Annotated in this window: 20 protein-coding genes, 3 tRNA genes, 3 rRNA genes and 1 riboswitch; of the genes, 7 read left to right on the forward strand and 19 right to left on the reverse strand. The window is 52.0% G+C overall.

From position 1 onward, the window contains the following. The 6 genes from L855_RS04710 to L855_RS04735 all read right to left on the reverse strand — a co-directional run bounded on the left by L855_RS04710 (position 1) and on the right by L855_RS04735 (position 5,473). A complete protein-coding gene (locus L855_RS04710) occupies positions 1 to 852 on the reverse strand; it encodes a transglutaminase-like domain-containing protein (protein ID WP_159784816.1) in 852 nt (283 codons plus the stop codon). Next, a complete protein-coding gene (locus L855_RS04715; RefSeq protein WP_219729990.1) occupies positions 849 to 1,529 on the reverse strand; it encodes a HEAT repeat domain-containing protein in 681 nt (226 codons plus the stop codon). Before L855_RS04715 ends, L855_RS04710 begins: the two co-directional genes overlap by 4 nt. A gap of 94 nt (positions 1,530 to 1,623) precedes the next feature. Further along, positions 1,624 to 3,414, reverse strand: a complete 1,791-nt coding sequence (locus L855_RS04720) for a sensor histidine kinase (RefSeq protein ID WP_159784822.1) — start codon at positions 3,412 to 3,414, stop codon at positions 1,624 to 1,626. Positions 3,415 to 3,555: 141 nt separating this feature from the next. After that, positions 3,556 to 3,786, reverse strand: coding sequence for a hypothetical protein (locus L855_RS04725; RefSeq protein ID WP_159784825.1), 231 nt, complete (start codon positions 3,784 to 3,786; stop codon positions 3,556 to 3,558). A gap of 55 nt (positions 3,787 to 3,841) precedes the next feature. Next, positions 3,842 to 4,348 carry a GNAT family N-acetyltransferase gene (locus L855_RS04730; protein ID WP_159784828.1) on the reverse strand — a complete coding sequence of 169 codons (507 nt, stop codon included), beginning with the start codon at positions 4,346 to 4,348 and terminating at the stop codon, positions 3,842 to 3,844. Positions 4,349 to 4,417: 69 nt separating this feature from the next. Beyond that, positions 4,418 to 5,473 carry an RNA polymerase sigma factor, RpoD/SigA family gene (locus tag L855_RS04735; protein ID WP_159784831.1) on the reverse strand — a complete coding sequence of 352 codons (1,056 nt, stop codon included), beginning with the start codon at positions 5,471 to 5,473 and terminating at the stop codon, positions 4,418 to 4,420. Positions 5,474 to 5,742: 269 nt separating this feature from the next. Between L855_RS04735 and L855_RS04740 the strand changes: the two genes are divergently transcribed. Next, positions 5,743 to 6,594 (forward strand): ABC transporter ATP-binding protein, encoded by an 852-nt coding sequence (locus tag L855_RS04740; RefSeq protein ID WP_159784834.1) that lies wholly within the window; start codon positions 5,743 to 5,745, stop codon positions 6,592 to 6,594. Positions 6,595 to 6,698: 104 nt separating this feature from the next. Here L855_RS04740 and rrf read toward each other — a convergent pair. The 5 genes from rrf to L855_RS04765 all read right to left on the reverse strand — a co-directional run bounded on the left by rrf (position 6,699) and on the right by L855_RS04765 (position 11,789). Then, positions 6,699 to 6,816: ribosomal RNA gene (rrf, locus tag L855_RS04745) — 5S ribosomal RNA — on the reverse strand. A gap of 59 nt (positions 6,817 to 6,875) precedes the next feature. Then, a 23S ribosomal RNA gene (locus L855_RS04750) occupies positions 6,876 to 9,760 on the reverse strand. A 174-nt stretch (positions 9,761 to 9,934) separates the two neighbouring features. Beyond that, a tRNA-Ala gene (locus L855_RS04755) sits at positions 9,935 to 10,007 on the reverse strand. A gap of 49 nt (positions 10,008 to 10,056) precedes the next feature. Beyond that, positions 10,057 to 10,130 (reverse strand) — tRNA-Ile (locus L855_RS04760). A 167-nt stretch (positions 10,131 to 10,297) separates the two neighbouring features. Beyond that, a 16S ribosomal RNA gene (locus L855_RS04765) occupies positions 10,298 to 11,789 on the reverse strand. Together the 16S, 23S and 5S rRNA genes with 2 tRNA genes alongside form the textbook arrangement of a ribosomal RNA operon. Positions 11,790 to 12,311: 522 nt before the next feature. Between L855_RS04765 and nadC the strand changes: the two genes are divergently transcribed. Beyond that, on the forward strand, positions 12,312 to 13,181 hold the full coding sequence (nadC, locus tag L855_RS04770) for a carboxylating nicotinate-nucleotide diphosphorylase (RefSeq protein ID WP_159784837.1): 870 nt from the start codon (positions 12,312 to 12,314) through the stop codon (positions 13,179 to 13,181). Positions 13,182 to 13,203: 22 nt separating this feature from the next. Here the strand turns inward: nadC and L855_RS04775 are convergent, their stop codons facing one another. Then, positions 13,204 to 14,259: a C39 family peptidase gene (locus L855_RS04775; protein WP_159784840.1), complete on the reverse strand. Its 1,056-nt coding sequence runs from the start codon at positions 14,257 to 14,259 to the stop codon at positions 13,204 to 13,206. Positions 14,260 to 14,425: 166 nt separating this feature from the next. Between L855_RS04775 and L855_RS04780 the strand changes: the two genes are divergently transcribed. After that, positions 14,426 to 14,499 (forward strand) — tRNA-Pro (locus L855_RS04780). Positions 14,500 to 14,589: 90 nt separating this feature from the next. Here L855_RS04780 and L855_RS04785 read toward each other — a convergent pair. Both L855_RS04785 and queA read right to left on the reverse strand, forming a co-directional pair. Further along, the gene (locus L855_RS04785; protein ID WP_159784843.1) at positions 14,590 to 14,817 is read right to left on the reverse strand and encodes a hypothetical protein; all 228 of its coding nucleotides are present in this window, start codon (positions 14,815 to 14,817) and stop codon (positions 14,590 to 14,592) included. Between the two features lie 40 nt (positions 14,818 to 14,857). Continuing rightward, positions 14,858 to 14,941: riboswitch (Glutamine riboswitch) on the reverse strand. A 92-nt stretch (positions 14,942 to 15,033) separates the two neighbouring features. After that, complete coding sequence (queA, locus tag L855_RS04790) at positions 15,034 to 16,137, reverse strand: tRNA preQ1(34) S-adenosylmethionine ribosyltransferase-isomerase QueA (RefSeq protein ID WP_343039235.1); 1,104 nt, start codon at positions 16,135 to 16,137, stop codon at positions 15,034 to 15,036. Between the two features lie 124 nt (positions 16,138 to 16,261). On the opposite strand from queA, the gene L855_RS04795 reads away from it, so the two are divergent. Further along, the gene (locus tag L855_RS04795; RefSeq protein ID WP_159784846.1) at positions 16,262 to 16,648 is read left to right on the forward strand and encodes a hypothetical protein; all 387 of its coding nucleotides are present in this window, start codon (positions 16,262 to 16,264) and stop codon (positions 16,646 to 16,648) included. 16 nt (positions 16,649 to 16,664) lie between these two features. On the opposite strand, the gene L855_RS04800 is transcribed toward L855_RS04795, so the two are convergent. Further along, positions 16,665 to 17,177, reverse strand: a complete 513-nt coding sequence (locus L855_RS04800; RefSeq protein WP_159784849.1) for a YraN family protein — start codon at positions 17,175 to 17,177, stop codon at positions 16,665 to 16,667. A gap of 14 nt (positions 17,178 to 17,191) precedes the next feature. Here L855_RS04800 and L855_RS04805 point away from each other — a divergent pair, with 14 nt between their 5' ends. Beyond that, positions 17,192 to 17,728 carry a pentapeptide repeat-containing protein gene (locus L855_RS04805; protein WP_246198733.1) on the forward strand — a complete coding sequence of 179 codons (537 nt, stop codon included), beginning with the start codon at positions 17,192 to 17,194 and terminating at the stop codon, positions 17,726 to 17,728. Positions 17,729 to 17,856: 128 nt separating this feature from the next. Here L855_RS04805 and L855_RS04810 read toward each other — a convergent pair whose 3' ends face one another. Further along, on the reverse strand, positions 17,857 to 20,877 hold the full coding sequence (locus L855_RS04810; RefSeq protein ID WP_159784852.1) for an ATP-binding protein: 3,021 nt from the start codon (positions 20,875 to 20,877) through the stop codon (positions 17,857 to 17,859). A gap of 340 nt (positions 20,878 to 21,217) precedes the next feature. Here L855_RS04810 and L855_RS04815 point away from each other — a divergent pair, with 340 nt between their 5' ends. Together L855_RS04815 and L855_RS04820 are read left to right on the forward strand one after the other, a co-directional pair. After that, positions 21,218 to 22,684 (forward strand): cobyric acid synthase, encoded by a 1,467-nt coding sequence (locus L855_RS04815; protein WP_159784855.1) that lies wholly within the window; start codon positions 21,218 to 21,220, stop codon positions 22,682 to 22,684. Between the two features lie 16 nt (positions 22,685 to 22,700). Next, positions 22,701 to 23,339 (forward strand): cob(I)yrinic acid a,c-diamide adenosyltransferase, encoded by a 639-nt coding sequence (locus L855_RS04820; RefSeq protein ID WP_159784858.1) that lies wholly within the window; start codon positions 22,701 to 22,703, stop codon positions 23,337 to 23,339. Positions 23,340 to 23,349: 10 nt separating this feature from the next. Here the strand turns inward: L855_RS04820 and L855_RS04825 are convergent, their stop codons facing one another. From L855_RS04825 to L855_RS04835, 3 genes are read right to left on the reverse strand one after another with little or no spacing between them, the layout of a single operon-like run. Further along, positions 23,350 to 24,528: a beta-ketoacyl-ACP synthase gene (locus L855_RS04825; RefSeq protein WP_281349479.1), complete on the reverse strand. Its 1,179-nt coding sequence runs from the start codon at positions 24,526 to 24,528 to the stop codon at positions 23,350 to 23,352. Next, positions 24,528 to 25,274, reverse strand: coding sequence for a peptidylprolyl isomerase (locus tag L855_RS04830; RefSeq protein ID WP_159784861.1), 747 nt, complete (start codon positions 25,272 to 25,274; stop codon positions 24,528 to 24,530). The genes L855_RS04825 and L855_RS04830 overlap by 1 nt, the downstream gene beginning before the upstream one ends. Before the next feature lie 42 nt (positions 25,275 to 25,316). Further along, the gene (locus L855_RS04835) at positions 25,317 to 25,883 is read right to left on the reverse strand and encodes a photosystem I assembly protein Ycf4 (RefSeq protein WP_159784864.1); all 567 of its coding nucleotides are present in this window, start codon (positions 25,881 to 25,883) and stop codon (positions 25,317 to 25,319) included. Positions 25,884 to 26,094 lie beyond the last annotated feature (211 nt).

Raw genomic sequence — 26,094 nt, forward strand, 5'->3', positions numbered from 1 at the left:
TCACATGGGGCCCCTTGATGGCTCAACAAAGGCGATCGCCCCATCCGTTGGCTGGGGCCTCTGCCCGGGGGTGAGACAATCGACCTGCAACTCCATCGTCTCCATGGTCACGGGGCCAAACAGGGTAGCAAACGACACATCCGCCGCATCACGACCGGTACCAATACGGATAAGTCCAGTACGGGGAACCAGGCGTGTGGCATCAAATAAATACCAAGCATTGCCTAAATAGGCTTCAAAATAGGCATGAAAATCGGGGGGAGTTAAGTCATAGGCATAGCCGGTGACAAAGCGAGCTGGGATATTGAGGGCGCGACAAAAGGCAATGCCTAAATGGGCAAAATCGCGACAGACCCCGGTTCGTTCTGTGGCCGTATCAAAGGCCGAGGTTTGCGTGTTGGTACTCCCCGACAGATAGGCGACATTCTCATAAATCCAGTTGCAGATTGCTGTGACGCGAGAATAATCGGGAACTAACTCCCCAAATTCTGTTTGGGCAAAGCGCAGCAGGCGATCGGATTCACAGTACCGACTGGGATAGAGGTATGGTAAGACCTCTAAGGGCAGTTGAGCTAGGGGAACTTCGGCAATGGCCTGGGGCGGCTGTGTAATGGCGTTTAACTCAACGGTCGCGTCATAGCGAATCTGCAACGGCCCTGAGGCGGCATTGACTCGCAAATAGCGGTTTTCCAATTCCCTGGAGGTATGCTGGTCCCAATCCGCCGCGCCCTGGATTTGCAGGTCTTCATGGAGAATCTCTTGCACTCGGTTGTTGCACACCGCGATATTGAAAATCAAGGTGCTGTCAGCGGCGATTTGATAGGTTAACTTGCAGCTAATCGCAAACTTCATACGCCCTGAGAATCCTCGCTTAAACGACGTTGAGCGAGTCGGGCCGCTTCTAGGACTTGGGGATGGCTATCTTTTTCGAGATAGCCTAAAGCGGCTTGACTTTTCGGGTGCTTGAGATGACCCAAAGCTTCGGCCAGGCGCTGACGCACTAGCCAATCGGGGGAGTTGGCAAAGTTGAGGATGTCATCTAAGGCCGCTAGGGCTTCAATTTCCCCTAGGGCGGCGATCGCAGCTTGTTGTAACATCACTTCACCGCTGTAGAGGGCCTGGATGAGGATTTCGTACGCCTGGGGATTTTTGAGGTTTCCCAAGGAGACGGCGGCACTAAAGCGAACCAGCCAGTCGGTTTCCTCCAGAAAAGCCCGAGAGAGAGGTTCAAAGGCGCGGGGATCTTCCAGATATCCCAGGGCCCCGGCCGCATCGGCGCGAATGCCATAATCGGGATCATGGCGCAGTAGGTTCACCAATAACTCGTAGCATTCATCGGTTTTCTTGATGCCCAGAGAGAAGATGGCCATGGAGCGCAGGGCAACGTGATGGTCGTTGAGAACTTTCTTAATTAGGGGTACGGCATCATCGGCGGGGATGTTCCGCAATGATGCTAGGGCTAACATGCGATCGCGGGCGTTCTCACTGTCGAGATGGCTGGAAATTTCTTGTAAATCCATTGAATTCAGGGACTTTCTTAAAAAAAATTCACATAATTACCAACATTATAGCGATTTTTTATGGTAAAGCGAGTTATCAACTCTCCTGGTGGCTCAATGTAGCTCAATTTTCCACCAACAAATCTAAGGAGTCTAGGCTTTCATCGAGGGAGATCATTACCGGTTCTTGGAACAGGGCAATGGTAAAGGTGACGGTCGAGCCAAGTCCTTCTCCCATACTATAAAAGTGAACGTCACCGCCCATGGCTTCGACAAGCTTTTGAGAAATCACGAGGCCCAGGCCCGTTCCCCCATACTGACGGGTGCGGGAACCATCCACCTGGCTAAAGGTTTGAAAGAGTTTATCTTGCTGTTCAAGGGAGACGCCGATACCTGTATCGGCCACTTTCAGTTGCAGCAGTCCCGAAAATTCGCGATCGTTGACCACCACAGGGCGAGAGATAATCTCACCGGTAATCGTAATTCCTCCCTCATGGGTGAACTTAATGGCATTTCCTACCAGGTTTAGGAGGATTTGAAGCAGTCGCTGATAATTGCCATAGACAATAATATTGTCTTCCGTATCAGGCATTTGAACTTGGAAATAGAGTTGTTTTTGCTGAATTTGTGCTTGAACGAATTCTTGCACATGAGTCAGAAGTTCTTTGATATTAACCGGTTCGAGATCCAAGTGCATCTTACCGGCTTCAATTTTGGCAATATCTAAGATATCGTTAATAATACTGAGCAAATGAACCGCCGAGCGATAGGCTTCTTCAATAAACTCCATCTGCTCCTCGGAATCATCCGTCATCCCATCCAAAATCAATTTTAGAAAGCCCATCATGCCGTTGAGAGGGGTTCTCAGTTCATGGGAGGTGTTGGCGAGGAAGTCACTTTTGAGGCGAGAGACTTCTTCGGCCTCCTGGCGAGCCAGTTCGAGTTCTCGGTAGAGCACTGCATGGGCGATCGCCGTTCCCACCTGATCTGCCAATTCCGCGATAATTTCCAATTCGGTGGGATGCCAAACCGGAATTGATGGTCCTGAATCTGATCGCTCTCGTTCTAAACTGATGATGCCGTTGACTTGGCCCTGATGACGGGTAGCGACCAACACCTGCGATCGGCTTACTGAAGTATCTGCAAGACGATCCACTAAGGTCGGTTCTAAGCTGGTAATCGCCTGTTGTAGGTTGGGAGCATCTCGCAACAACAGCTCAGTGCCACCGTCAAGACTCGAACTATCTTGGGGAAACTGGGCCACCAATCTCACCTGAGGTTGATGACCCTCATAACTATAGACACAACATTGCACCGCCTTCATGGCGGCTCCCAACCCTTGAGCCGTTTGCTGCCAAATAATCTCTAAATCTAAGGTTTGACGAATTTGGCGGGAAATCTGCGTTAGCAGTTTGGGGTAGGAGACTTGAGTTAGAAATGAGGAGGAGTCTGAACGATTGGACAGGGAGAACCCCAGAGACGCTGCTTCTAGAGATGATGAGTTGGCGGCTTGAGTTGTCCCTAGGGTTCCGGACTGCCGTCCTACCACTAGGACACAATCGGGCTCCCCAGATGGGGTGGATAGGGGAGCAATCGAAAGTTCAAAGGTTCTGATATCGCTCCCTACCTTGAAAAAGCAACTGAGAGATTCAGGAGTCTGGTTATCGAGGATACGGCAAATATGACTGAGATAGGCCACCGTATCCACAGGCTGAAAGACCTGATCTTGGTGACTAGAGGGAAACTGATTGGCCCCATTACGCCAGAGGAAACTACGATAGCGCCCTGTTCGCTCTTGAATATAGCTCAACTCAACGCCGAGAGAGCGCAGAAACAGCCTTCCCTCGTCTCCAACTTCGAGATCGGGTGGTACCAGAACCCCAGGTGGAAGATGGAACGTCTGAGTCGAAGTCATGGAACTTATCAGGAGGAACGGTTTGCAGGATACCCGACATGGCTCATCACCCCGCCATTATCCTAACAAAGGGGTTAGGCGGCCCTGTTAGGCAGGAGGGAGTAGAACGGCCATCCCATCTCCCAAGTGGGGCGATTGGGGCTAATCGTTCCATTCGCCACGAGGTGGAACTGGGGGGTTGCGTTCCAAGCGGCGGCTGAGTTCATCATCCCGAGTGGTCTCACCACGCAGCCACTGTCGAATCGCTGTTTCGATAATTTTACTTGGATCGTTGGAAAGGTGTTGTATTTGATCCACCAGTTCGGAGTCGAGCTGGATGGAAACCTCCACCTGTTGTTTATTGCGTTCAGAGGGCACTGTGGAATCGGTCATAAGATGGCTAAAAGCGGAACAAGACAGTTCACGTCTATCTTAACGGGTCAACGGGTCAATTCTGGGATTTTAGGACAGGTTGGGCCAGTTTCACCATAGGGCCATCGCTTACCCGACAAATGCGCCAGTCAGGCAGAACGGTTGCCCCAAGCTTTTCATAAAAGGCGATCGCCCTATGGTTCCAATCTAAGACAGACCACTCCAAGCGTCCATAGCCTCGTTTTTCCACCTCTTGGGCAACCCTTGCCATCAGGGCCGTTCCAATCCCTTGACGGCGAGAGTCCGGCTGAACAAACAAATCTTCTAGGTAAAGTCCTGGCTGACTTCGGAAGCTCGAATAGGTGGTGAAGAATAAGGCATAACCAACGATTCGCTCTTGTTGTTGGGCAAGAAACACTTCGGCATAGGGGGGATTATCGCCAAACAAATGCTCACGAAGCTGATCAGGGGTTCCTGTCACCTGCTGTTCGAGTTTCTCGAAGGCGGCCAGCTCTTGGATTAAGCTGAATATCGCTTCGGTATCTTCGGGGGTGGCCGGACGGATGCTAACTATCACATTCATAAGGACGGAAAGCCAACCCATGCTTGAAGAAGCCACAGGTTGGTTGGAGTAAACTGGGAGCTTGAGAAACTACTGTAACCAGCCCCGCAGGCGGCGGGAAATTTGGGGACGGCGCAGTTTCCGCATCGCCGTGGTTTGGATTTGCCGGACTCGTTCTCGTGAGAGGTTAAACAGGGTGCTGATTTCCTGTAGGGTTTTGCGTTTCTCGCCGTCAAGGCCATAGCGCAGGGCGAGAATTTCACTCTCACGCTGGGTTAACGCCTCATCGAGAACTTGACGCACACCCTGACACATCATATCTTCGCTCACTTGAGAGTCGGGGGAGGGACTATCTGTATCTTCTAAGAGGTCTAACACCTCGGTGTTGTCTTCGTCTCCCACATAGTGGTTGAGAGACAGGGAGCGTTGGCTAACCCGTTGCAGTTGCCGCAACTGCTTTAAGGACAGCTCTAGGGCTTCGGCGAGTTCTTCCTCGCTGGGTTGCCGGTTTAGCTCTTGTCCCAATTGGCGGTAGGTCTTTTTAAGTTTGTTGAGTTTCTCAACGATGTGAATCGGAAGCCGAATGGTGCGCCCATCGTTAGCAATGGTGCGGGTGATTCCCTGACGAATCCACCAGTAGGCGTAGGTGGAGAACTTATAGCCTTTTTCGGGGTCAAACTTTTCGGTAGCACGACTTAGACCTAAGGCTCCTTCCTGAATCAGATCGAGGAAGGGAACGCCCCGGTTCAGGTAGCGCTTGGCGATGGACACCACTAAACGCAGGTTGGAGCGAATCATTTTTTTCTGAGCGGTGCGTCCCCGGTGCATTTGTCGTTTTACCGCTTTTTCAGTTAGCCCTACGGATTGGGCTAGCTCAGAAAGTTCTGGTTCTCGACCTAGGGACTCCTTCAGCTGAGCGCACTTCTCACGAATTACAACCCAGTCCTGAACCTCTCGGGCCAGGTGAATTTCTTCTTCTCGATTGAGCAGCGGATAGCGAGACATTTCCTTAAAAAAAGCACCCACGGCATCATCGGAAACCGTTTTGGAATAGCCGGTTGGGCGGGCACGAGCAATGTCGGCTGGATTATCGCTATGGTTATCAACAGCGGTGTCTTTGAGTTGAGTGGCAGTGCTAGCAGTCAATTTAGTTTCCCCTTCAGCTAAACTTCAAAAAGATTAAATTTAAAATAGTAAAAACTTACATTTTTAGGAAGTTTACTCCTAACTACAGTATAGTTTTTTGTGACTAAACTGTCAAGTTTTACCTTCTGAAAATTGTCATTGAATTTTAAAAAATGTTGTACAGCGCCCATATTTATGGTAAGAAATATGCCGGGAGTCCACATCTATCCCAGGGTAGATGTCTGCCTCTGTCGTCTGACTGAGTGCGATCGCTAAGGTTTGAGGAAGCTATGAATCCGGCTGTATCTGTACAAAATGTCTCAAAGGTCTATGGAGATCTCGGAGTCGTCAACAATCTCTCGTTTGACATTGCAAAAGGGGAATTATTTGGTTTTTTGGGTCCCAATGGAGCCGGTAAATCCACGACTGTGCGAATGCTGACCACGCTCACGAAGCCAAGTTCGGGAACGATTGAGGTGGCGGGCTATGATGTGGTGCAACAGGCACGACTGGCAAAACGTTCGATTGGTGTGGTGCTTCAACAAGTCAGTGTGGATGTGGATCTGACGGTTTGGGAGAATATGGAGTATCACGGACGCTTGCACCATATCCCCCGAGGAGAGCGTCAGGAACGGATTGATCGTTGGTTAGAGTATGTGGAGTTAACAAATCGCCGTGACGCCCTTGTGAAGACCCTTTCTGGGGGGATGAAGCGACGACTGCAAATTGCGCGATCGCTCCTGCATCAGCCGGAGATTTTGTTTCTGGACGAACCCACGGTGGGATTAGATCCCCAAACCCGCCGCCGTCTCTGGGAAATTCTGTTGGATCTTAAGGAGCAGGGGATGACCATGCTGTTGACGACTCATTATATGGAGGAAGTGGAGTACTTGTGCGATCGCATTGGGATTCTCGACAGTGGCCAACTCATCGAACTCGGAACCCTCGATGAATTACGGCACAACCATGGTGAAGGAGTGGTGGTCACACATACCCCTGAGGGACTACAAAGCCAGTTTTTCGCCAATCTCGAAGAGGCCAATCACTATATTAACCAGCAGGGCGATCGCACTGGCATGATGGCCCGGGAATCAAACCTCGAAGATATTTTTGTCGAACTCACCGGTCGTCAATTGGATTAACCCCTCACGGGGACGCCTATCTCAGGTTGTCCCCATCATCACCCCCCTACCCCTAAACGCAAAAAAGACCCCCATTTTCAGGGAGTCTTTTTTGGCAAGTATAAACCTGGCACTGAGCTATCTTCCCAGGGGGCAACCCCCCAAGTATTTTCGCCGCAGAAGCGTTTCACAGCCGAGTTCGGGAAGGGATCGGAGTGGTGCCACTTCGCTAGAAGCACCAGGAAAGAACAGAGTCCTTGAAGACTGCATAGTCAACCAATCAGGAAAAGAGAGAGTCAAAAGAGGTCAAGCGCTCGGTCTGTTAGTACGCCTTGGCTTCATCCATTACTGAACTTCCACCTAGCGCCTATTAACGGATGTTCTTTCCGTGACCTTACTGGGTTGACCCCAACAGAGAACTCATCTTGAGGTGGGCTTCCCACTTAGATGCTTTCAGCGGTTATCCGCTCCGCACTTGGCTACCCTGCGTTTACCGTTGGCACGATAACAGGTACACCAGCGGTGCGTCCTTCCCGGTCCTCTCGTACTAAGGAAGGCTCCTCTCAATTCTCTTACGCCTACACCGGATATGGACCGAACTGTCTCACGACGTTCTGAACCCAGCTCACGTACCGCTTTAATCGGCGAACAGCCGAACCCTTGGGACGTACTTCCGCCCCAGGTTGCGATGAGCCGACATCGAGGTGCCAAACCTCCCCGTCGATGTGAACTCTTGGGGGAGATCAGCCTGTTATCCCTAGAGTAACTTTTATCCGTTGAGCGACGGCCCTTCCACGCAGTGCCGTCGGATCACTAAGGCCGACTTTCGTCCCTGCTCGACTTGTAGGTCTCGCAGTCAAGCTCCCTTATGCCTTTGCACTCTACGGCTGATTTCCAACCAGCCTGAGGGAACCTTTGCGCGCCTCCGTTACCATTTAGGAGGCGACCGCCCCAGTCAAACTGCCCACCTGAAACGGTTCCTCTCCCGGATGACGGGTCGAGGTTAGACTTCTAGCTGAGTTAGAGTGGTATCTCACCGATGGCTCAGTTTCCCCCACAAGGAAAACTTCAAAGCCTCCCACCTATCCTGCGCAAACTCAGCCCGAAGCCAATTCCAGGCTACAGTAAAGCTTCATAGGGTCTTTCTGTCCAGGTGTAGGTAGTCCGTATCTTCACAGACAATCCTATTTCGCCGAGCCTCTCTCCGAGACAGCGCCCAAATCGTTACGCCTTTCGTGCGGGTCGGAACTTACCCGACAAGGAATTTCGCTACCTTAGGACCGTTATAGTTACGGCCGCCGTTCACCGGGGCTTCAGTCGTCAGCTTCGCTTACGCTAACCGACTTCCTTAACCTTCCGGCACTGGGCAGGCGTCAGCCCCCATACATCGTCTTGCGACTTAGCGGAGACCTGTGTTTTTGGTAAACAGTCGCTTGGGCCTCTTCACTGCGACCACCTCTCGGTGGCACCCCTTCTCCCGAAGTTACGGGGCCATTTTGCCGAGTTCCTTAGAGAGAGTTATCTCGCGCCCCTTGGTTTACTCAACCTACCTACCTGTGTCGGTTTCGGGTACAGGCTTAACTGAGTTATGCAAGTTCGGGCTTTTCTTGGAAGCATGACATCGGTCACTTCCCAGCCGTAGCCGGTCGTGTTCACGTCTTAGCTCAGGGTGTTTTCGCCACCCGTCATCACCTTCGAACGCTTAAACCGGGACTACCATCACCCGGCTGACTTAGCCTTCTCCGTCCTCCGCTTGCACCCAATCAAGGTACGGGAATGTTAACCCGTTATCCATCGACTACGCCTTTCGGCCTCGCCTTAGGTCCTGACTAACCCTCCGCGGACGAGCCTGCCGGAGGAACCCTTAGGTTTTCGGGGTATGTGATTCTCACACATATTTTCGCTACTTAAGCCGACATTCTCACTTCTGCTTCGTCCACACCTGCTTGCCGCTAGTGCTTCACCCTAGAGCAGAACGCTCCTCTACCACTTAGTTAAAAACTAAGTCCACAGCTTCGGTGGGACACTTAGCCCCGTTCATTTTCGGCGCGGGAGCGCTTGACCAGTGAGCTATTACGCACTCTTTTAAGGATGGCTGCTTCTAGGCAAACCTCCTGGTTGTCTGGGCACTCCCACCTCCTTTATCACTTAGTGTCCACTTGGGGACCTTAGCTGGTGGTCTGGGCTGTTTCCCTTTCGACGATGAAGCTTATCCCCCACCGTCTCACTGGCTAGTTTCTCTATGGTATTCAGAGTTTGCCTCGATTTGGTACCGCTCTCGCAGCCCGCACCGAAACAGTGCTTTACCCCCATAGATATTGCTCTAGCCGCTGCGCCTAAACGCATTTCGAGGAGAACCAGCTAGCTCCGGGCTCGATTGGCATTTCACCCCTAACCACACCTCATCCGCCAATTTTTCAACATTGGTCGGTGCGGACTTCCACTTGGTGTTACCCAAGCTTCATCCTGGACATGGTTAGATCGCCCGGGTTCGGGTCAATAAATCGTGACAAACGCCCTATTCGGACTCGCTTTCGCTGGGGCTTCGGCATTCTCGCCTTAACCAGCCACGACCTATTACTCGCCGGCTCATTCTTCAACAGGCACGCGGTCAGACGTTAAATCGTCCTCCCACTGCTTGTAAGCTAACGGTTTCAGGTTCTATTTCACTCCCCTCCCGGGGTTCTTTTCACCTTTCCCTCGCGGTACTGTTTCACTATCGGTCACGTTGGAGTATTTAGCCTTACGAGGTGGTCCTCGCTGATTCACACGGGATTTCACGTGCCCCGTGCTACTCGGGATCCGGCTGAGCTGTTCCGATTTTCGACTACAGGACTTTCACCTCCTCTGGTGCCGCATTCAACGGCTTCGTCTAATCTTTCCAGTCTCGTATTACCGTCCCACAACCCCTAAGGTAAAAACCTTAGGTTTAGGCTGGTCCCGCTTCGCTCGCCGCTACTAGGGGAATCGCTTTTGCTTTCTCTTCCTCGGGCTACTAAGATGTTTCAGTTCGCCCGGTTCGCTCGTGTCGGCCTATAGATTCAGCCGACCGTTTTAAGGGTTGCCCCATTCGGACACTTCCGGATCAATGCTTGCTTCCAGCTCCCCGGAACGTTTCGTCGGTCGCCACGTCCTTCATCGCCTCAACGTGCCTAGGTATCCACCGTTAGCTCTTTATAGCTTGACCTCGTTCTTTTGAGGTCTCGACTTTACCTGACTTTTTTTTAGGTTGACTATGCAGTTTTCAAGGTTCTGGCTGGGATGTCCCAGCAGTCTGAGTCGTTCTCAGGTGCTGAGGTATCCTTGCTTTACTTTGTTGATGTTAGGAATTCTTGGTGGATGAGAATGGATGAGACCAGCATGGAGGTAAGCGGACTCGAACCGCTGACATCCTGCTTGCAAAGCAGGCGCTCTACCAACTGAGCTATACCCCCATTTCCTTAGTAGGGGCGAACCCTTGTGGTCGCCCAACCAAGTTTTAGGTGGGCCATCCTGGACTTGAACCAGGGACCTCACCCTTATCAGGGGTGCGCTCTAACCACCTGAGCTAATAGCCCATTTCAAGGTTGGTCTCTTTTTTCCAAAAACTCAGACGAATCTGAGCAATATAGGATTCCTAACCTCTTATCGTTTGAAAGCTTGACGAGTCTCCGACCGACCTAGGTTGACCTCAATCTCTTGGGCTTAGTTGCATCCTCAAGACATTGGGTTTAGGTCTCCCTAAAAAGGAGGTGATCCAGCCACACCTTCCGGTACGGCTACCTTGTTACGACTTCACCCCAGTCATCAGCCCTGCCTTCGGCATCCCCCTCCGCGAACGGTTAGGGTAACGACTTCGGGCATGGCCAACTTCCATGGTGTGACGGGCGGTGTGTACAAGGCCCGGGAACGGATTCACCGCAGTATGCTGACCTGCGATTACTAGCGATTCCTCCTTCATGCAGGCGAGTTGCAGCCTGCAATCTGAACTGAGGCCGGGTTTAAGAGATTAGCGCACTCTCGCGAGTTGGCTGCTCGTTGTCCCGACCATTGTAGTACGTGTGTAGCCCAGGACATATGGGGCATGATGACTTGACGTCATCCCCACCTTCCTCCGGTTTATCACCGGCAGTCTCCCTAGAGTGCCCAACTTAATGATGGCAACTAAGGACGAGGGTTGCGCTCGTTGCGGGACTTAACCCAACATCTCACGACACGAGCTGACGACAGCCATGCACCACCTGTGTCCGCGCTCCCGTAGGCACTCTCTCCTTTCAGAGAGATTCGCGGCATGTCAAGCCCTGGTAAGGTTCTTCGCGTTGCATCGAATTAAACCACATACTCCACCGCTTGTGCGGGCCCCCGTCAATTCCTTTGAGTTTCACACTTGCGTGCGTACTCCCCAGGCGGGAAACTTAACGCGTTAGCTTCGGCACGGCCCGGGTCGATACAGGCCACACCTAGTTTCCATCGTTTACGGCTAGGACTACTGGGGTATCTAATCCCATTCGCTCCCCTAGCTTTCGTCCCTCAGCGTCAGGTTCGGCCCAGCAGAGCGCTTTCGCCACCGGTGTTCTTCCCAATATCTACGCATTTCACCGCTACACTGGGAATTCCCTCTGCCCCTACCGACCTCTAGCTATTCAGTTTCCACTGCCGACCCGAGGTTGAGCCTCGGTCTTTGACAGCAGACTTGAACAGCCGCCTACGAACGCTTTACGCCCAATAATTCCGGATAACGCTTGCCTCCTCCGTATTACCGCGGCTGCTGGCACGGAGTTAGCCGAGGCTGATTCCTCAAGTACCGTCATTTTGTTCTTCCTTGAGAAAAGGGGTTTACAATCCAAAAACCTTCTTCCCCCACGCGGCGTTGCTCCGTCAGGCTTTCGCCCATTGCGGAAAATTCCCCACTGCTGCCTCCCGTAGGAGTCTGGACCGTGTCTCAGTTCCAGTGTGGCTGCTCATCCTCTCAGACCAGCTACCGATCGTCGCCTTGGTAAGCTTTTACCCCACCAACTAGCTAATCGGACGCGAGCTCCTCTCCAGGCGAAATAACTTTTCACCTTTCGGCATATCGGGTATTAGCAGCCGTTTCCAGCTGTTGTCCCCGTCCTGAAGGTAGATTCTCACGCGTTACTCACCCGTCCGCCACTAAGTTCCGAAGAACTTCGTTCGACTTGCATGTGTTAGGCACGCCGCCAGCGTTCATCCTGAGCCAGGATCAAACTCTCCGTGTTGACTTTGAGTTTGTTGGCTTTCGGTTCGATTTGAATTTAACTCGGGTTACCCCTTGCTAAATTCTCTCTCGTCCGTTATCCTTTAATGAATTTAGACGAAGACTTGAAGTTTTAGGCTTCTTTGTCGAGCTTTCAAACGATTTAATTTTCGAGGTTCGGAATGCGTCGTTTGGGGGGCGTTTGTTTGCCCGTCCTCCCGAGCGCTTAACTAATCTAACAAGACTATCTGGCACTGTCAACCCTTTTTTCGAACTTTTTTTCGGGAATTTTCTTGGCAATTCCCGAAATCCCCTCAGGGTATGCCTTTCAGCCCGAAAACTTTTTTGGTTTTTTCCCTGATTTCACCCCTCCCTCCCCATATCTGACGGCTGAGCCGCTCAGATCTTTTTTTTGGGAGAGGCGCGGGTTAACGATCGCCCCCCCGAAAATCCCCCCCCGAGAATTCCCCGGAGGCTGCCCATCAAATTTCCTCACTCAAGGGTATGGTTAAACATGCTGTATTCAGAATGAGGGACATCTCCTGTGAGCCTATCTCCTGTCTTACCCCCCTGGGTGGTCTTAGATCCGTTAATCCAGAGTTGGCTAGCCGAAGATATCGGACGGGGCGATCGCACCAGTCAAACCCTACTCCAAGGGCGATCGCCACAAGGAAGCGCCGAATGGATTCTCAAAGCCCCCGGTGTCATTGCCGGACTACCCCTAGCCCAACGCACCTTTGAACAGCTCGATCGCCACATCCAAAGCGAACTTATATATAAGGAGGGAACCCCTTGCGAAACCGGGACAGTCGTGGCCCGCTTCCAGGGCAACCTAGAAGCTCTCTTGATAGGAGAACGAGTCGCCCTGAACCTAGTCATGCGTCTCAGTGGCATCGCCACAAGTACTCGTCAGTACGTCGAAACCATCGCTGATCTCCCCAGCCAGCTCACAGATACCCGCAAAACGACACCCGGACTGAGACTCCTAGAAAAATATGCTACCTCCGTCGGCGGTGCCAGTAACCATCGCCTAGGACTCGACGATGCCATCATGATTAAAGACAACCACATTGCCGCCGCCGGCAGTATCAGAGCTGCCGTGGCTCAAATTCGCCCCCATATTCCCTATCCCCTCACCATTGAAGTGGAGACGGAAACCTTAGACCAGGTTAAAGAGGCCCTCAAGACTGAGGTGGACATCATTATGTTGGACAATATGTCCCTCTCCGACCTAAAAACCGCCGTGGAACTCATTCGCCAAGAGAACCCCAGGCTAAAAATCGAAGCATCAGGAAACATCACCCAAGAGCGGCTACGGGCGATCGCCGAAACAGGGGTCGACTACATTTCCACCAGCGCCCCCATCTCCCGTTCCCCCTGGCTCGACATCAGCATGAAACTCCAGGCAACCTAAAGATTAAGCAATACGGCCCCCCTTAACGGGAGATGAAGTGAACCCAGAACTGGCCATCTGGAATACAAACCCGGCGAATCAAACCATAGGAGTAGTTAAGAAACGCACCACTCAAATCATTGCGATAGCCCCATTCAAACCATTCCCCATAGGGATCATGGACAATAAAGCCGCGATCATCGTAGCCCACTAAAACGATAATGTGACCAAACGAGGTGAAATAGCCATGAATCACCGCCGGATTCCCCCCCGCCAGCCAGTCCTGGGCCTCCTCAATGGTGGCATTGGTGCGAAAGGTATCACGACAGCCATAGTCATGCACCACTCGGGCCAAATCATAGGGACTATGGCGACTCCAGCCGCGACGAATCATGTATTCGTACAATTCATCCTCAAACTGGCCCACACTGCTGCGGCGACGGGCCCCCAAATAGGACAAACACATGGCAATGGAGGTGACATTACACGATCCCATCGGGTTATACCAATTATCCAGTTGGGACTTGTAGGGCACATCCAGACGAACCGTCGTAGGTTTTTGTAGAGGAACCTGACGATCCTCCTCCTCCCAAATTTCCACATGCTGCCGGAAGGCGTACCAAATCTTGGAATCTTCGACTTTGCCGTTATCTCCCCGCTTGGGGAAGGCCACATTCCGTAGGGCAATACGCAGATGATCGCGCACCACCTCATAATCCACTAGGGTGAAGCGTTCCCCTGCCGGAATCGAACGTTTTTCGTTCTCGGGTAACACCGATGACTGAACAGGGCGAGATTTAAAGACAGTATTTTGCAGAATTTTCAACTCCGGTGGGGGTTTCGGTAAATCCTGCCGCCGGGTTTGAATAATCAGACGGGCGGTAGCGGCCCCAAGATATCCCAACTCATTGACCTCCATCAAATCCTGAAAGCGGTCAAAGGCAGCCGTAGTCAGAGGGCCAAAAAATCCATCGGCAGGAGGGTCCAATAACCCCATATCAATCAGGCGTACCTGGATTTGACGAGTTAACTCCTCATCAGCGGCCATGTCCTTATAGTCGTATTTCAGATCAGTCCCGAGAAAGTCCTGTAGCTTCATTCGTTATACCACTCCCCTAGTGAGATAGGTCGATCGTACCGCGATCGCTGCCCAAATTTGAGCCAACTGCCAGGAATCTCTGCCAGTCTCCTGGAAACAAACAGTTGGCAAGAGGGTCATCGATCGCCTATACTCTAAGAGGTTGCCACATTACAGTGGTCATTCTCGGGATGTAGCGCAGCTTGGTAGCGCGCCTGCTTTGGGAGCAGGATGCCGCAGGTTCAAATCCTGTCATCCCGATTCGTGATTATTTAACCAATCCCCCCCCTTTGGAACAGCCAGAGAGGGGGGATTGGGTGTTTGACCCGTTTTCAGGGCTGTTGCGGTTCCCTAGATTTGCCGGGAGCCAAAACGCCCCCATTTAGAGAAACGCTCCCAAACAAAGGGAAATGCTAGAATCACAAGCTTCACGAGCCAGGGAGCAAAGTAGAGACTCACAATAGCACAGAGTCCAGCTAGGCCCGTTGCCGCAACTTTGACAACTTCCTCACGGGTATTGATACTCAGGAGAAAGCAACAAACGGCACAGGCAAGGGCAACCAAACAGGCAACCAACATCTGTAGTACCTCAAAATTCAGACAAGTTAGTTAAGGATGCGGCGCGTTCCTTCGGCACAAAAGCCCTACTTCCGTCTTTCGGTGGGCAGGTTTATCAAGGTTGACCCAGAGAAAGATGAACGATTCTGTTAATCAATCTTTACACTGGCTCTCATTTATGTCAAGTATAAGTTTATCTAATTCTGCACCCAAACGGAGAGACAGACCCACAAACACCTACGATAAGCGAGCTTCAGGCATAATCAACATGGCATCCCCGAAAGAGAAAAAACGATAATTTTGGGCGATCGCCTCCTCATACAGTCTTAACAGTCGCTCCCGTCCTAGCAAGGCCGAGACCATCATCATCAAACTGGACTTGGGGAGATGGAAGTTGGTAATCAATCCATCCACGACTTGCCAGCGATATCCAGGATAAATAAAGAGATCCGTTTTGCCAGAAAATGGGGCCAAGTCTCCAAGAGGCTGTCCCTGGCCGGCAGACTCAAGCGATCGCACCGCTGTGGTGCCGACAGCAATCACCCGTCCCCCTTGCAAACGAGTGCGACGAATCGCTTGCACCGTTGCTTCGGGAACCTCAACCCATTCCTGGTGCATCACATGATTACGAATATCGGACGTTTCAACAGGGCGGAACGTTCCCACTCCCACATGGAGCGTCACAAAGGCCTGTCCCACCCCCTGAGCCTGTAGTCGCTCAAGCAGTTCTGGGGTGAAGTGCAATCCCGCTGTGGGGGCCGCCGCCGAACCGGACTCGCGAGCATACACCGTCTGATACTGACTGCTACTGGCTTCGGACTCTGTCACATAGGGAGGAAAAGGAACCTCTCCATACTGTTCTAACATCTCAAGCACCGTTGCTCCGGCAGGACAGTGAAACTGTAACAGTCGTCCCCCAGTGGCCTCGTCCAGTGAAAGAACCGTAGCCTGGAACGAGGCCTTTGAGTCTGTCACCTCAGGAGAATCAAAATGAATTTCAGCACCGGGCTTGAGCCGTTTCCCCGGTTTAACTAACGCCAACCACTGATCCCCCTGCCGTTCCTCTAGTAATAACACCTCCACCTTGGCACCACTAGGTTTATGGCCATAAAGACGAGCCGGCAAAACCCGCGTATCGTTCAAAACCAATAAATCCCCTGGTTTGAGCCAATCGGGTAATTGCCAAAACCTCTGATGCTGATGGTCTTGAGGGGAACTGACCACCAGTAAACGGGAGTGATCCCGAGGAGTCACGGGATTTTGAGCAATCTGTTGCGCCGGAAGCTGATAATCGTAAGCATCCAGTTGTAAATCGTCCTCAGAGATGGGGATCATAGCCATGCAGAATAGACAGTCAAACATTAAGGATGGGGAACCTCCCCCATGAAACTATGGGGAGTTCACCCTAGGAGTTGAGGGCAACATCACCGATGATCAATATAGACCCCAATTCAAGGCATTCTCTATGGACTACCTCTACTATCTTGCCAACGCCAGCCTGACGTTACGGGTCGTCGAACATCTCAAACGACAAAACTTTCCAGTTCGCTTCATAACAGTCATTCACCAAATCGATGGATGGGTGCTACGGGTGAAAATGGAGTCTCCTCTGGGTCGTCAAGGGCACGGTGACTTTAAAGCTTACCTTAAAGAAGTGGGGATTCCTTACCCCTCCAACATTCGTGTACAAATGGCCATGTGGAGTTTAGAAACAGGACAAGCACCGGTGGATGTGATGCGACGCTATCAGGTGGCTGTCGTCTGTCATGGCAATCCAGACACAGCCGAGATCGAAGCCTTTCGTCGTCAGTTTGTTCGTGGACTTGGCTATTGCCCCGAAACCCTTGCCTAAACTGAAGTTAAACCGGTTAATCTAACACGCCAACTAAGTACTCCTGTAAGGTCAGTTGAAGTTGATTAACCAGCACAGGCTGTCCGATGGTGATGTCATTGGGCAGCTTTGGCGTTGTAGGGGACGTCGCAGAACCCTGGGGGGCCCGCTGAGAACGGACTAAGGCTAAGTCGAAGCGACAGGGGAGTTGAGCATATTGGGGAAAACGAGATAAGAAGAGACGAGCGGCCTGATTTAAACGCTGACATTTGGCAGGAGACAGGGCCAAGCGTCCATCGTGATCCCAATTGCCACGACTTCGGGTTTTCACTTCCACAAAGGCTAAGGTTTTGGCGGTTTCGGGAGTGGCGGGAAAGCCAGCCACAATATCTAATTCCCCCAAACGACAGCGCCAGCGTTGGTGTAACACCCTAACTCCTGCTCCCCGCAGCCATTGAGCGACCAGATCTTCCCCTAGAGTTCCCACAATGTTCCTGGTAGGATGACCCTTGAAACGACTGTTATCAGACGTGCTATAACCTTTCGTCATGGGAGAGAAGGATTGTGAACTACGAGGATGAACACTGCGGGTATCGTTTCGGGGCGATCGCCGCTAGAGTTGCCGTTACGATGATATGTATCTTAATGCTGGCGATCGCCAACCTAAGCTTGGGTGTTCCTGAGGCCCAAGCGGTGGCCTATGAGAAGCAAACCCTCTATGGCGTCGATTTTGTGGAGCAGGATTTGCGAGACTCCAACTTTACCCTAGCAACGATTCGGGCCTGTGATTTCACCAAAGCCAACTTACAGGGGGTACAACTGTTCCGCACCAAGTTTAAGAACGTAAACCTGGAGGGAGCTGATTTAAGCTTCGCCACTCTAGACTCGGCTTTATTTCTAGAAAGCAATCTCAAGAATGCGATCCTGGAGGGGGCCTTCGCCTATAACTCGGTCTTTCGTAACACCGAAATTGAGGGAGCCGATTTTACAGATATCTTTCTCAGCGATGACACCTTGATGGACTTATGTGAGATTGCCTCAGGAACCAACCCAGTCACGGGCAATAATACCCGAGATACCCTAGGCTGCGACTATCTCTAAAGTTGGGGTTGAGGTAACTCGGCCCGGCCGCAGCTGACCTTTATCAGCTTGAGCAGGGCGATCGCGCATCACTAAAGAAGAGTTTAGAGAGTTCTGTGATCCGCGATCGCCTCACCGCTGACATTCCCTCATGAGAGTTTCTGCAGTTGAGGCTTAGAGGAAAGCTCTTGCCTTAAGGCCTTCGCGTTACGAGGCAACTCAATCACAAACCCAGCTCCACCGGTCACAGAAGGCTGATAGGATAGGTTCCCGCCATGTTTCTCCGTGACAATTTGGTAGCAAATGGACATTCCTAAGCCTGTTCCCTTGCCAATAGGTTTGGTGGTGAAGAAGGGATCGAAGATCTGCGATCGCAAGTTTTCCGGAATCCCCAGCCCGTTATCCTCAATGATGACCCGCACGAACTCCGCGTCAAACTCCGTAGCAATACGAATCGCACTGGGATGAGCATAAATCTCCTCCGTCTGACGTTGGCGATCGCGCTCATCGAGAGCATCTAAGGCATTGACAAGGATATTCATAAAGACTTGATTCATCGAACCCGCATGACACAACACCGGCGGTAAGGCCCCATAGTCGCGGATGATGGTGATTTCAGGGCGTTCAGATCGAGCCTTAAGGCGATTCCCTAAAATGGTTAAGGTACTCTCAATCCCCTCATGGAGATCTACAGGTTTCACCTCCGCCTCATCCAGACGGCTAAAATTGCGCAGACTTGACACAATTTCCCGGATGCGTTCGGCCCCAACTCGCATCGAACCCAGAATCTTGAGGATATCCTCAGCAATAAATTCCAGTTCAATCTCCTCTCGCCGTTGGCTCACCTCTGGATCATCCATCGGACAATTTTGCTCATAGAGGTCGATAAAGTCCAGCAAATCCTGGATATATTCATCGGCATGGACCAAATTGCCATAAATGAAGTTCACTGGATTGTTAATCTCATGAGCCACCCCAGCCACCAATTGCCCCAAACCGGACATTTTCTCCGTTTGCACTAACTGGGCCTGGGTATCCTTGAGACTGTGTAACGCGTGGGAAAGAGCTTCCGTTCGCTCCCTAACGCGCTGTTCTAAGGTTTGAGTGAGCTCTTCAAGTTGCTGTTGGAACCGTTGTCGTTCCTCAATTTCTTGGGCCAACTGCTGATTTTGCTGCGCTAACTCCTCTTCTGCCAGCTCGCGACTTTCCTCACTGAGAACATACCACCAGGATGCAATGCCCAAAATCACCAACAACGGGGCATAGAGGCTCAGAAATAGGGTAAAAAAGGTTTCATCCAGGTGGGGCGATCGCTCCGGTAAGTCCTTCAGGCCCAGGTAGCCCACCACCACAAACAAAAGCCCGGTAATACTCGACACCAGGGTAAAAGCCCCCAGGAATCGTAGTAATTTTCTGTCTAGGTGGGGAGCAATTTTGCTATCAAAGGCAGCTTGAAGGGGTTGTAAGAAGGACAGTTCCCCCAGTTGCATGGGGGGTTTACAGCGATCATGGCAGCGAGAATCTAAGCTACAGCACAAGGAACAGATGGCTCCCTCGTAGACTGGGCAGTAGGCCATATCTTGTGGTTCGTAGGATTGCTCACACAGACAGCAATCGATTAAATCATGATTGTCTAGGGTACGGATGCCGCCATTGAGCGTCTGATCCATCTTGGAAATTACCGCAGCGGCTTCGATTTGGCTTTGATAGGGATTCACCCGGGCAATGTAAAAGCGTCCTCCCGTCAGTTTCGCTAGGATAGGCGAGAGGATAAACGCCAGGCCCAACGCCAGAAAGGGGGAATAGGCTTGGGCGTAGTCTCCCCAAACCCCCACGAAGGCCGAGATGGCCACCAACGACGCGATCACCGTTGCCCCAAAGCCCACCGGGTTAATGTTGTAGAGATGGGCCCGTTTAAATTCAATATAGGACGGACTCCAGCCTAGGGGTTTGTTGATGACTAAGTCTGCCACCAGGGCCCCAATCCAGGCGATCGCCACGTTCGAATATAGCCCCAACACCGCCTCTAAGGTTTCAAACACTCCCAACTCCATCAGCAGCAGGGAGATAGCCACGTTAAACACCAGCCAGACAACTCGCCCGGGGTGATTGTGCGTCAGACGAGAAAAGAAATTTGACCAAGCCAGAGATCCAGCATAGGCATTGGTGACGTTAATTTTAATCTGCGAGACCACCACAAACAACGTCACCACCCCCAACACCGTTTCTGGCGAGGTAAAGACATCTTGAAACCCAGCCAAATACATATAGACAGGTTCCTTGGCTTTGGCGATCGCAATCCCATGTTCGAGGGCCAGGAAGGCCAGAAAAGCCCCCCCAATTTGTTTGGCCCAGCCCAAAATAATCCAACCGGGGCCGGCGGCCATGGCCGCGAACCACCAGCGGCGATGATTATGGGGTTGGCGATCGGGTAAAAATCGTAAGTAATCCACTTGCTCACCCAGTTGAGCAATCAGGGAAAAGGACACCGTCGCGGCGGCCCCAAACAGTAAGGGGTTAAACCCAGGCCCACTAGGGGAGTTGCCACCAAACTCTATCCAGCGAGATAGCACCCCGGGTTCTCGATGTAACACAAACAGGTAAGGCATCACCATTAAAATCAACCAGAGCGGTTGTGTCCACAGTTGCAAGCGGTTGATAAAGGTGACCCCATAGAAGACCATGGGAATGATAATCAAAGAACACAGAAGATAGCCCCAGGGCAATGGTAAATTGAGATAAAGGTTGAGAGCCTGAGCCATAATGGCCGCCTCTAAGGCAAAAAAAATAAAGGTGAAAGAGGCATAGATCACCGAGGTAATGGTTGAACCGATATAACCAAACCCAGCTCCCCGAGTGAGTAAGTCCATATCGATGTTGTATTTTGCCGCATAGTAGGCAATGGGAATCCCAGCCAAAAAAATGATTAAGCTAACTAGACTGATTGCCCAAAACGTGTTATAGAAGCCATAATTTATGACCAGAGAGCCACCGATCGCCTCAAGAGCCAGAAAGGAAATTCCCCCTAAAGCCGTATTTGCCACCAACAACTCTGACCATTTACGGAAGGATTTGGGAGTATAGCGCAGAGAATAGTCTTCAAAGGTCTCATTGGCGACCCAGGTATTATATTCCCGCCTTTCTTTGAGTATTTTAGGGATAGTAGCCATGATTTTTAAGAGAGTTGTAGGAGATTAAGACTCCGGTCTCAAGACAGTCATCAAGTTGACAAACTCAGACTTTAGCAAAACTCATACCCTCTTGCCGTTATTTTGGCTACAAGAGTTGCCGATGTCTTGAATGGGATATCGTAGATTTTGGCTTCATTGAAACATTTGGAGGGGCGAAAAATTTCCCCTCCTGGGAGGGGCTAAGGGTAGTTTATGCCCCTACAGTAATGGGTTTTGTATCCCGAAAATTACTGAACCCCATGGTCGTACAACCGGGTTGAAGTCAGTTCCTTCTCAGAATTCTTACCGAAACTAAAGTAATAAAAAAAATACCTTGCTTATGAAAGCCATTTCCATTCTCGGAACCTCCTCCAACGCAGGAAAAAGCTGGCTAACGACGGCTTTAGGGGCTTGGTTATACCGTCAAGGGGTCAACGTCGCTCCCTTTAAATCTCAGAATATGTCCAATAACTCCTACGTCACCCTTGATGGAGGTGAAATAGGACGGGCCCAAGCCGCTCAAGCCTTCGCCTGTGGCCGACAACCCCAGGTGGAGATGAACCCGGTTCTCCTGAAACCCTCGGGAAATGGCATCTCCCAATTAGTACTACTCGGAGAAGCCAAGGAGCATATTCCGGCACGACTCTATTACCGCCATATCGAGACTCTTTGGCAGGTGGTAGCTGAGACGTTAGACACTTGGCAATCCTGCTGTGATGTGTTGCTTCTCGAAGGAGCCGGGAGTCCCGTGGAACTGAACTTAATGGAGCGGGATATTGTCAACCTACGTCCAGTAACCTATCTTCAGGGGCGCTGGCTTTTGGTGGGAGACATTGAACGGGGGGGGATTTTTGCTCAGGCCTTGGGAACCTATCAATTGATACCTCCGGCCCTGCAAGGGTTGGGATTGGGACTGGTGGTGAATAAGTTTCGCGGTGATTTAGGCTTATTTGCCGAGGCGGGAGAGTATTTTCACCAACATTTGCCCAAACTCCCCTATTTAGGGACCTTGCCCTATCAGGGGAATCTACAACCCGAAAGTGAGGACAGTCTTTGTCGAGAGGCGGAGGAGTTGGAAACAGGGACTGGGGAGATTTTGGCTTGGATTCGCTTCCCCCATTTATCCAATTCTCAAGATAGTCAACCTTGGCGCTTGGATGAAGGGGTACAGGTGAAATGGGTACAAACCCCGCAAGGGTTACAAGAGGCGCGGCTGATTGTGTTACCGGGGAGTAAGAACACATTACGGGATTTGGCTTGGTTACGGGAAACGGGCCTGGCCACAGCCATTGTTCAGGCGCATCAACGAGGGGTTCCGGTGGTGGGGATTTGTGGGGGCTATCAGATGTTGGGGGATTGGCTGCTGGATGCGACGGGGGTGGCCGGTGATGTGGGCCGGGTTCCTGGTTTGGGACTGTTACCGGTCATGACAGAGTTTGCACCTGAGAAATCCGTGCGTCAGGTGTTGGCTCAATGGCAGGATGAGTCTTGGCAAGCCTATGAGATTCATATGGGCCAAACGTCACCGTCTCCTCGGGCCGCTGGGGAACGGGTTGATACCCCCCTGTTGCGGGCGAATGGGGTGGCTGAAGGAATGCAGGGCGATCGCCTGTTGGGGACTTATTTACATGGCCTGTTTGAGTCTGGGGCGATGCGTCGCTATCTGATGGATTTGGCAGGGGTTGAGGGCTATCAACCGGCTCGGGAGAGTTGGCAGGAGGTACAACGGCAGCTTTACGATGACATGGCACAATTGATGGAAGACTATGTGGATTTAATGCCGATTCGTCGGTATTTGCAACTTTGAGGTTTTAAGGGGCTAGATGACGACTCATTCTCAGACGGAGGCACTCAGTGCCAAGGAACAGGAGCGGCTACGGAAGATTAAGGCGGCGAAGGATAAGTCCCATGAGGCGCGACAGGGCCAGGAAAAAGGGTTATATGTCCTCTTTACGGGCTTGGGAAAGGGGAAAACCAGTAGTGCCATGAATTTGGTGTATCGTCATTTGGCCCATGATCTCCCCTGTGCGGTGGTTCAGTTTGTGAAAAACTCCGAGGCCTATCCCGATGGCGATCGCCTCTTACTCACAAAACTCTCGCAACAGGGCTTTCCGGTGAACATTCATACCCTCGGAGGCGGCTTTACTTGGGAAACTCAAAACCCTGAACAAGATCGCCAGATGGCGGCGGCGGCTTGGGAACAGGCGGTGGAGTATATTCAGAACCCCGAGATTTCTCTGGTGGTGTTGGATGAACTGCATATCGCTCTGAAAAATAAGCAGTTGCAGGTAGAACCGGTGTTGGCGGCGATTCAGGCCCGTCCCCCTCTGTGTCATGTGGCGACGACGGGCCGCTATGCGCCTGAGGAGTTGATTGAGGCGGCGGATTTGGTGACGGAGATGACGCGGGTGAAGCATCCCATTTCTCAGGGAGTTCCGGCGCAACTGGGGATTGAGTTTTAAGGGGTTTGGATTAACTGGTTTGGGGATAGCGAGACAGGGCGATCGCCGCATTTTGTCCACCGAAGCCAAAACTAAGACAGAGGGCGCGATCGCAATCCTGTTGGCGGCTATGGGTGATGAGATCTAAGTCAAATTCGGGATCTCGCAGGCCCACACAGGGGGGAAGTTGGCGATCGCGAATGGCTAGGAGGCAAAACGCCACGCCCAAGGCCCCAGAAGCGCCAATGGTATGGCCGGTTGCCCCTTTTGTGGAACTCACGGGAACCCCTTGGGGGAAGAGCCATTGAATCAAGGCAGCTTCACGGCGATCGTTGAGCTGGGTACTGGTTCCATGAGCGTGGATATAGTCAATCTCCTGGGGATTGAGGCCACTGCGCTCTAAGCATTGTTTGACGGCGGCGATCGCCCCTAAACTCTCGGGTTGCGGGGCGCTGACATGATAGCCGTCGGCGGTTAAGCCAAAATCGAGAATTTCCCCGTAAATCTGAGCCTCCCGTTCCAGGGCAATGTCTTCCCGTTCCAGAAGAACTAGGGCCGCCCCCTCAGCCAGAGCCAGGCCCTCCCGTTGGCGATCAAAAGGATAACAACCCTGTCGCGCTAAGGCCCCCATGCGCTCGAAACTGGCCAGGGTGAGGGGGGTGATGGGGGCTTCAACGGCCCCGGCAAGAACGCGATCGCAGGTTCCCTCCCGGATTAACTGTACCCCTCGGGCGATCGCCCCAATTCCCGTGGCACAGGCGGCCATGGGGGACAACACCACGGCCTGACTACCACATTGAGCAGCAGCGAGGGTGGCTGGAGTATAAGGGAGGGCGCTATACCAAGATGTTAGAGCATCCAAAGACCCGTTCTGGCTCATTTGGCAGGCCAAGGCTTCCAGTCGCCCCTGTTGGGCCCGACTAGACCCTACGACAATGCCACAATCTGGTAAGGGAGGGGTTAATCCGGCATTCGTTAGGGTATGTCGAACCACCTCCGTGATGATCTGCTCTAAGGAACTGGGATGGCCATGAAGCATTCCCAGGGGTTTGAGGGGCAATTGGGGAAACGGCTGTTGCAGACGCAGGCCAGATTTACCCTGGAGCAGGTAATGCCAGGTCTGGGGCAAGTCTCCTAAACTGGAGCAGCCCCCCATTCCCGTCACCACAACGGAACAGGGGGATGGCAGATTAAAGCTCGGTTGCGCCACTACTGAACGAGAAACTCGGCCCCATCACGAACGCTGGCCGATTGGATGAGATCCCCCTGTTGGATGCCATCCACCACCTCCATGCCTTCGCTCACATAGCCAAAGACGGCATAGTTCCCATCTAGGAAACTTAAATCATCCAGGGCAAAGTAAAACTGGGCTGAGGCAGAGTTGGGGGATTGCGATCTCGCCATAGCCACGGCCCCCCGACGATGGGGCAACAGAGGCGCCTCTCGCACCCCAGCGGCCATTAGGGTTTCGCCATAGACAGGCTCACCGGCACCTTGGGGTTTAATTTCCAGGGGGATATAGCGAGCTTCACCGGTTTCAGCATTGACATAGTTCCCAGTTCCCAGACGAGACACCGGAACATCAGGATCAGCACTGAGGGGATCTCCCCCTTGAACCACAAACGGCTCAGGTTCTCGGACAACTCGGTGAAAGCGGGTTCCGTCATAGACCCCTTTCTGAACCAAATCGACGAAGTTTCCAGCGGTGATGGGAGCATCTTCTCCATTCACGTCAATGATGACAGAGCCACCATTGACCACCATAACAACGGTTGCCATTCCCTCTAAACGAGGAGTTGTCGCCACGGTTTCTTGGACATTTGACGCCGGGGTGGGAGAGATATCCGCCAGATCGTTGGCTTGGGTGCAACTGGCCAGTATCGTCATACTGAAGACCAGTAACAGGGTTAAACGGAGCCGCCACCAACGGTCTTGGGATTGGGTCAAAGGTTGCATGAGTCTGTGACCAATGAAATTGGACTGAAGCAAATACTAATTCTATAAGCCTTCGAGAGGAACGCTCAGGAAACGTGCCAACTCGGCGGCCCGATTTTCCACTTCCGCTAAGGATAGAGGCTGGCCGACGCGTGTTAGGGGGATATCCCGCATTCCTTTGACTCGTAGGTATAAGGCACGCTTGGGATTCACACCATCCTTAATGTCAACTCGGATGGATTTGATGGCATCCACATCACAGGTGATTTCGATGCGGCGGTTCTTGCCGGGAAAGCCCCACCGGAAGACAGTCACCTTTCCCTTCTCCAAGTTGAACTCGTTGTAGCCACCGCCCACATCCCAGAGAATCACGAACCAGAGATAGGTGGCCAGCAGAATCGCGGCGGAGCCATACAGGCCCATCACCAGCCCCTGAGGGACGAAAATGAGTTCCGTGGGGTTGGCAAAGGGGAGTAGATTCACCTGGGTGTAGCTGGAAATCCCGGCCAGCAGGAAGCCGATACCGCCCACTGACACGACGGTTGCCCAAAAGTAGTTACTGAAGCGTCGAGAGCCGAGGACGGGCTGGGTTAGTGCGCGATCGCTCGTTGTGACAGTCTGTGCGGTCATAGTGAATCCTAACTAATGTCTAAAAAAGCTCGTTTCAATCTTGACAAAAAATATTAAATGTGATACGAACGCTTCAAGCACAACAGAATTGAAAAGTTCTTAATGTATTTTAACTCGTTCAGTCCCAGCTTTGAGAGGCAATTCCGGCAACTTTCTTAGAAACTCGGGTAGCATTCTGGGGAACTTGGTGGCATAGTATATACTTATGTTA

Origin of the sequence: Sodalinema gerasimenkoae IPPAS B-353, assembly GCF_009846485.1 — a bacterium.
GTDB lineage: Bacteria > Cyanobacteriota > Cyanobacteriia > Cyanobacteriales > Geitlerinemataceae > Sodalinema > Sodalinema gerasimenkoae.

What these genes read in the sequence shown, in the direction of transcription:
- L855_RS04710 (WP_159784816.1), bottom strand. Translation starts at nt 852, where the DNA reads ATGAAGTTTGCGATTAGCTGCAAGTTAACCTATCAAATCGCCGCTGAC.
- L855_RS04720 (WP_159784822.1), bottom strand. Translation starts at nt 3,414, where the DNA reads ATGACTTCGACTCAGACGTTCCATCTTCCACCTGGGGTTCTGGTACCA.
- L855_RS04725 (WP_159784825.1), bottom strand. Translation starts at nt 3,786, where the DNA reads ATGACCGATTCCACAGTGCCCTCTGAACGCAATAAACAACAGGTGGAG.
- L855_RS04730 (WP_159784828.1), bottom strand. Translation starts at nt 4,348, where the DNA reads ATGAATGTGATAGTTAGCATCCGTCCGGCCACCCCCGAAGATACCGAA.
- L855_RS04740 (WP_159784834.1), top strand. Translation starts at nt 5,743, where the DNA reads ATGAATCCGGCTGTATCTGTACAAAATGTCTCAAAGGTCTATGGAGAT.
- L855_RS04775 (WP_159784840.1), bottom strand. Translation starts at nt 14,259, where the DNA reads ATGAAGCTACAGGACTTTCTCGGGACTGATCTGAAATACGACTATAAG.
- L855_RS04785 (WP_159784843.1), bottom strand. Translation starts at nt 14,817, where the DNA reads ATGTTGGTTGCCTGTTTGGTTGCCCTTGCCTGTGCCGTTTGTTGCTTT.
- queA (WP_343039235.1), bottom strand. Translation starts at nt 16,137, where the DNA reads ATGGCTATGATCCCCATCTCTGAGGACGATTTACAACTGGATGCTTAC.
- L855_RS04795 (WP_159784846.1), top strand. Translation starts at nt 16,262, where the DNA reads ATGGACTACCTCTACTATCTTGCCAACGCCAGCCTGACGTTACGGGTC.
- L855_RS04800 (WP_159784849.1), bottom strand. Translation starts at nt 17,177, where the DNA reads ATGACGAAAGGTTATAGCACGTCTGATAACAGTCGTTTCAAGGGTCAT.
- L855_RS04810 (WP_159784852.1), bottom strand. Translation starts at nt 20,877, where the DNA reads ATGGCTACTATCCCTAAAATACTCAAAGAAAGGCGGGAATATAATACC.
- L855_RS04815 (WP_159784855.1), top strand. Translation starts at nt 21,218, where the DNA reads ATGAAAGCCATTTCCATTCTCGGAACCTCCTCCAACGCAGGAAAAAGC.
- L855_RS04820 (WP_159784858.1), top strand. Translation starts at nt 22,701, where the DNA reads ATGACGACTCATTCTCAGACGGAGGCACTCAGTGCCAAGGAACAGGAG.
- L855_RS04830 (WP_159784861.1), bottom strand. Translation starts at nt 25,274, where the DNA reads ATGCAACCTTTGACCCAATCCCAAGACCGTTGGTGGCGGCTCCGTTTA.
- L855_RS04835 (WP_159784864.1), bottom strand. Translation starts at nt 25,883, where the DNA reads ATGACCGCACAGACTGTCACAACGAGCGATCGCGCACTAACCCAGCCC.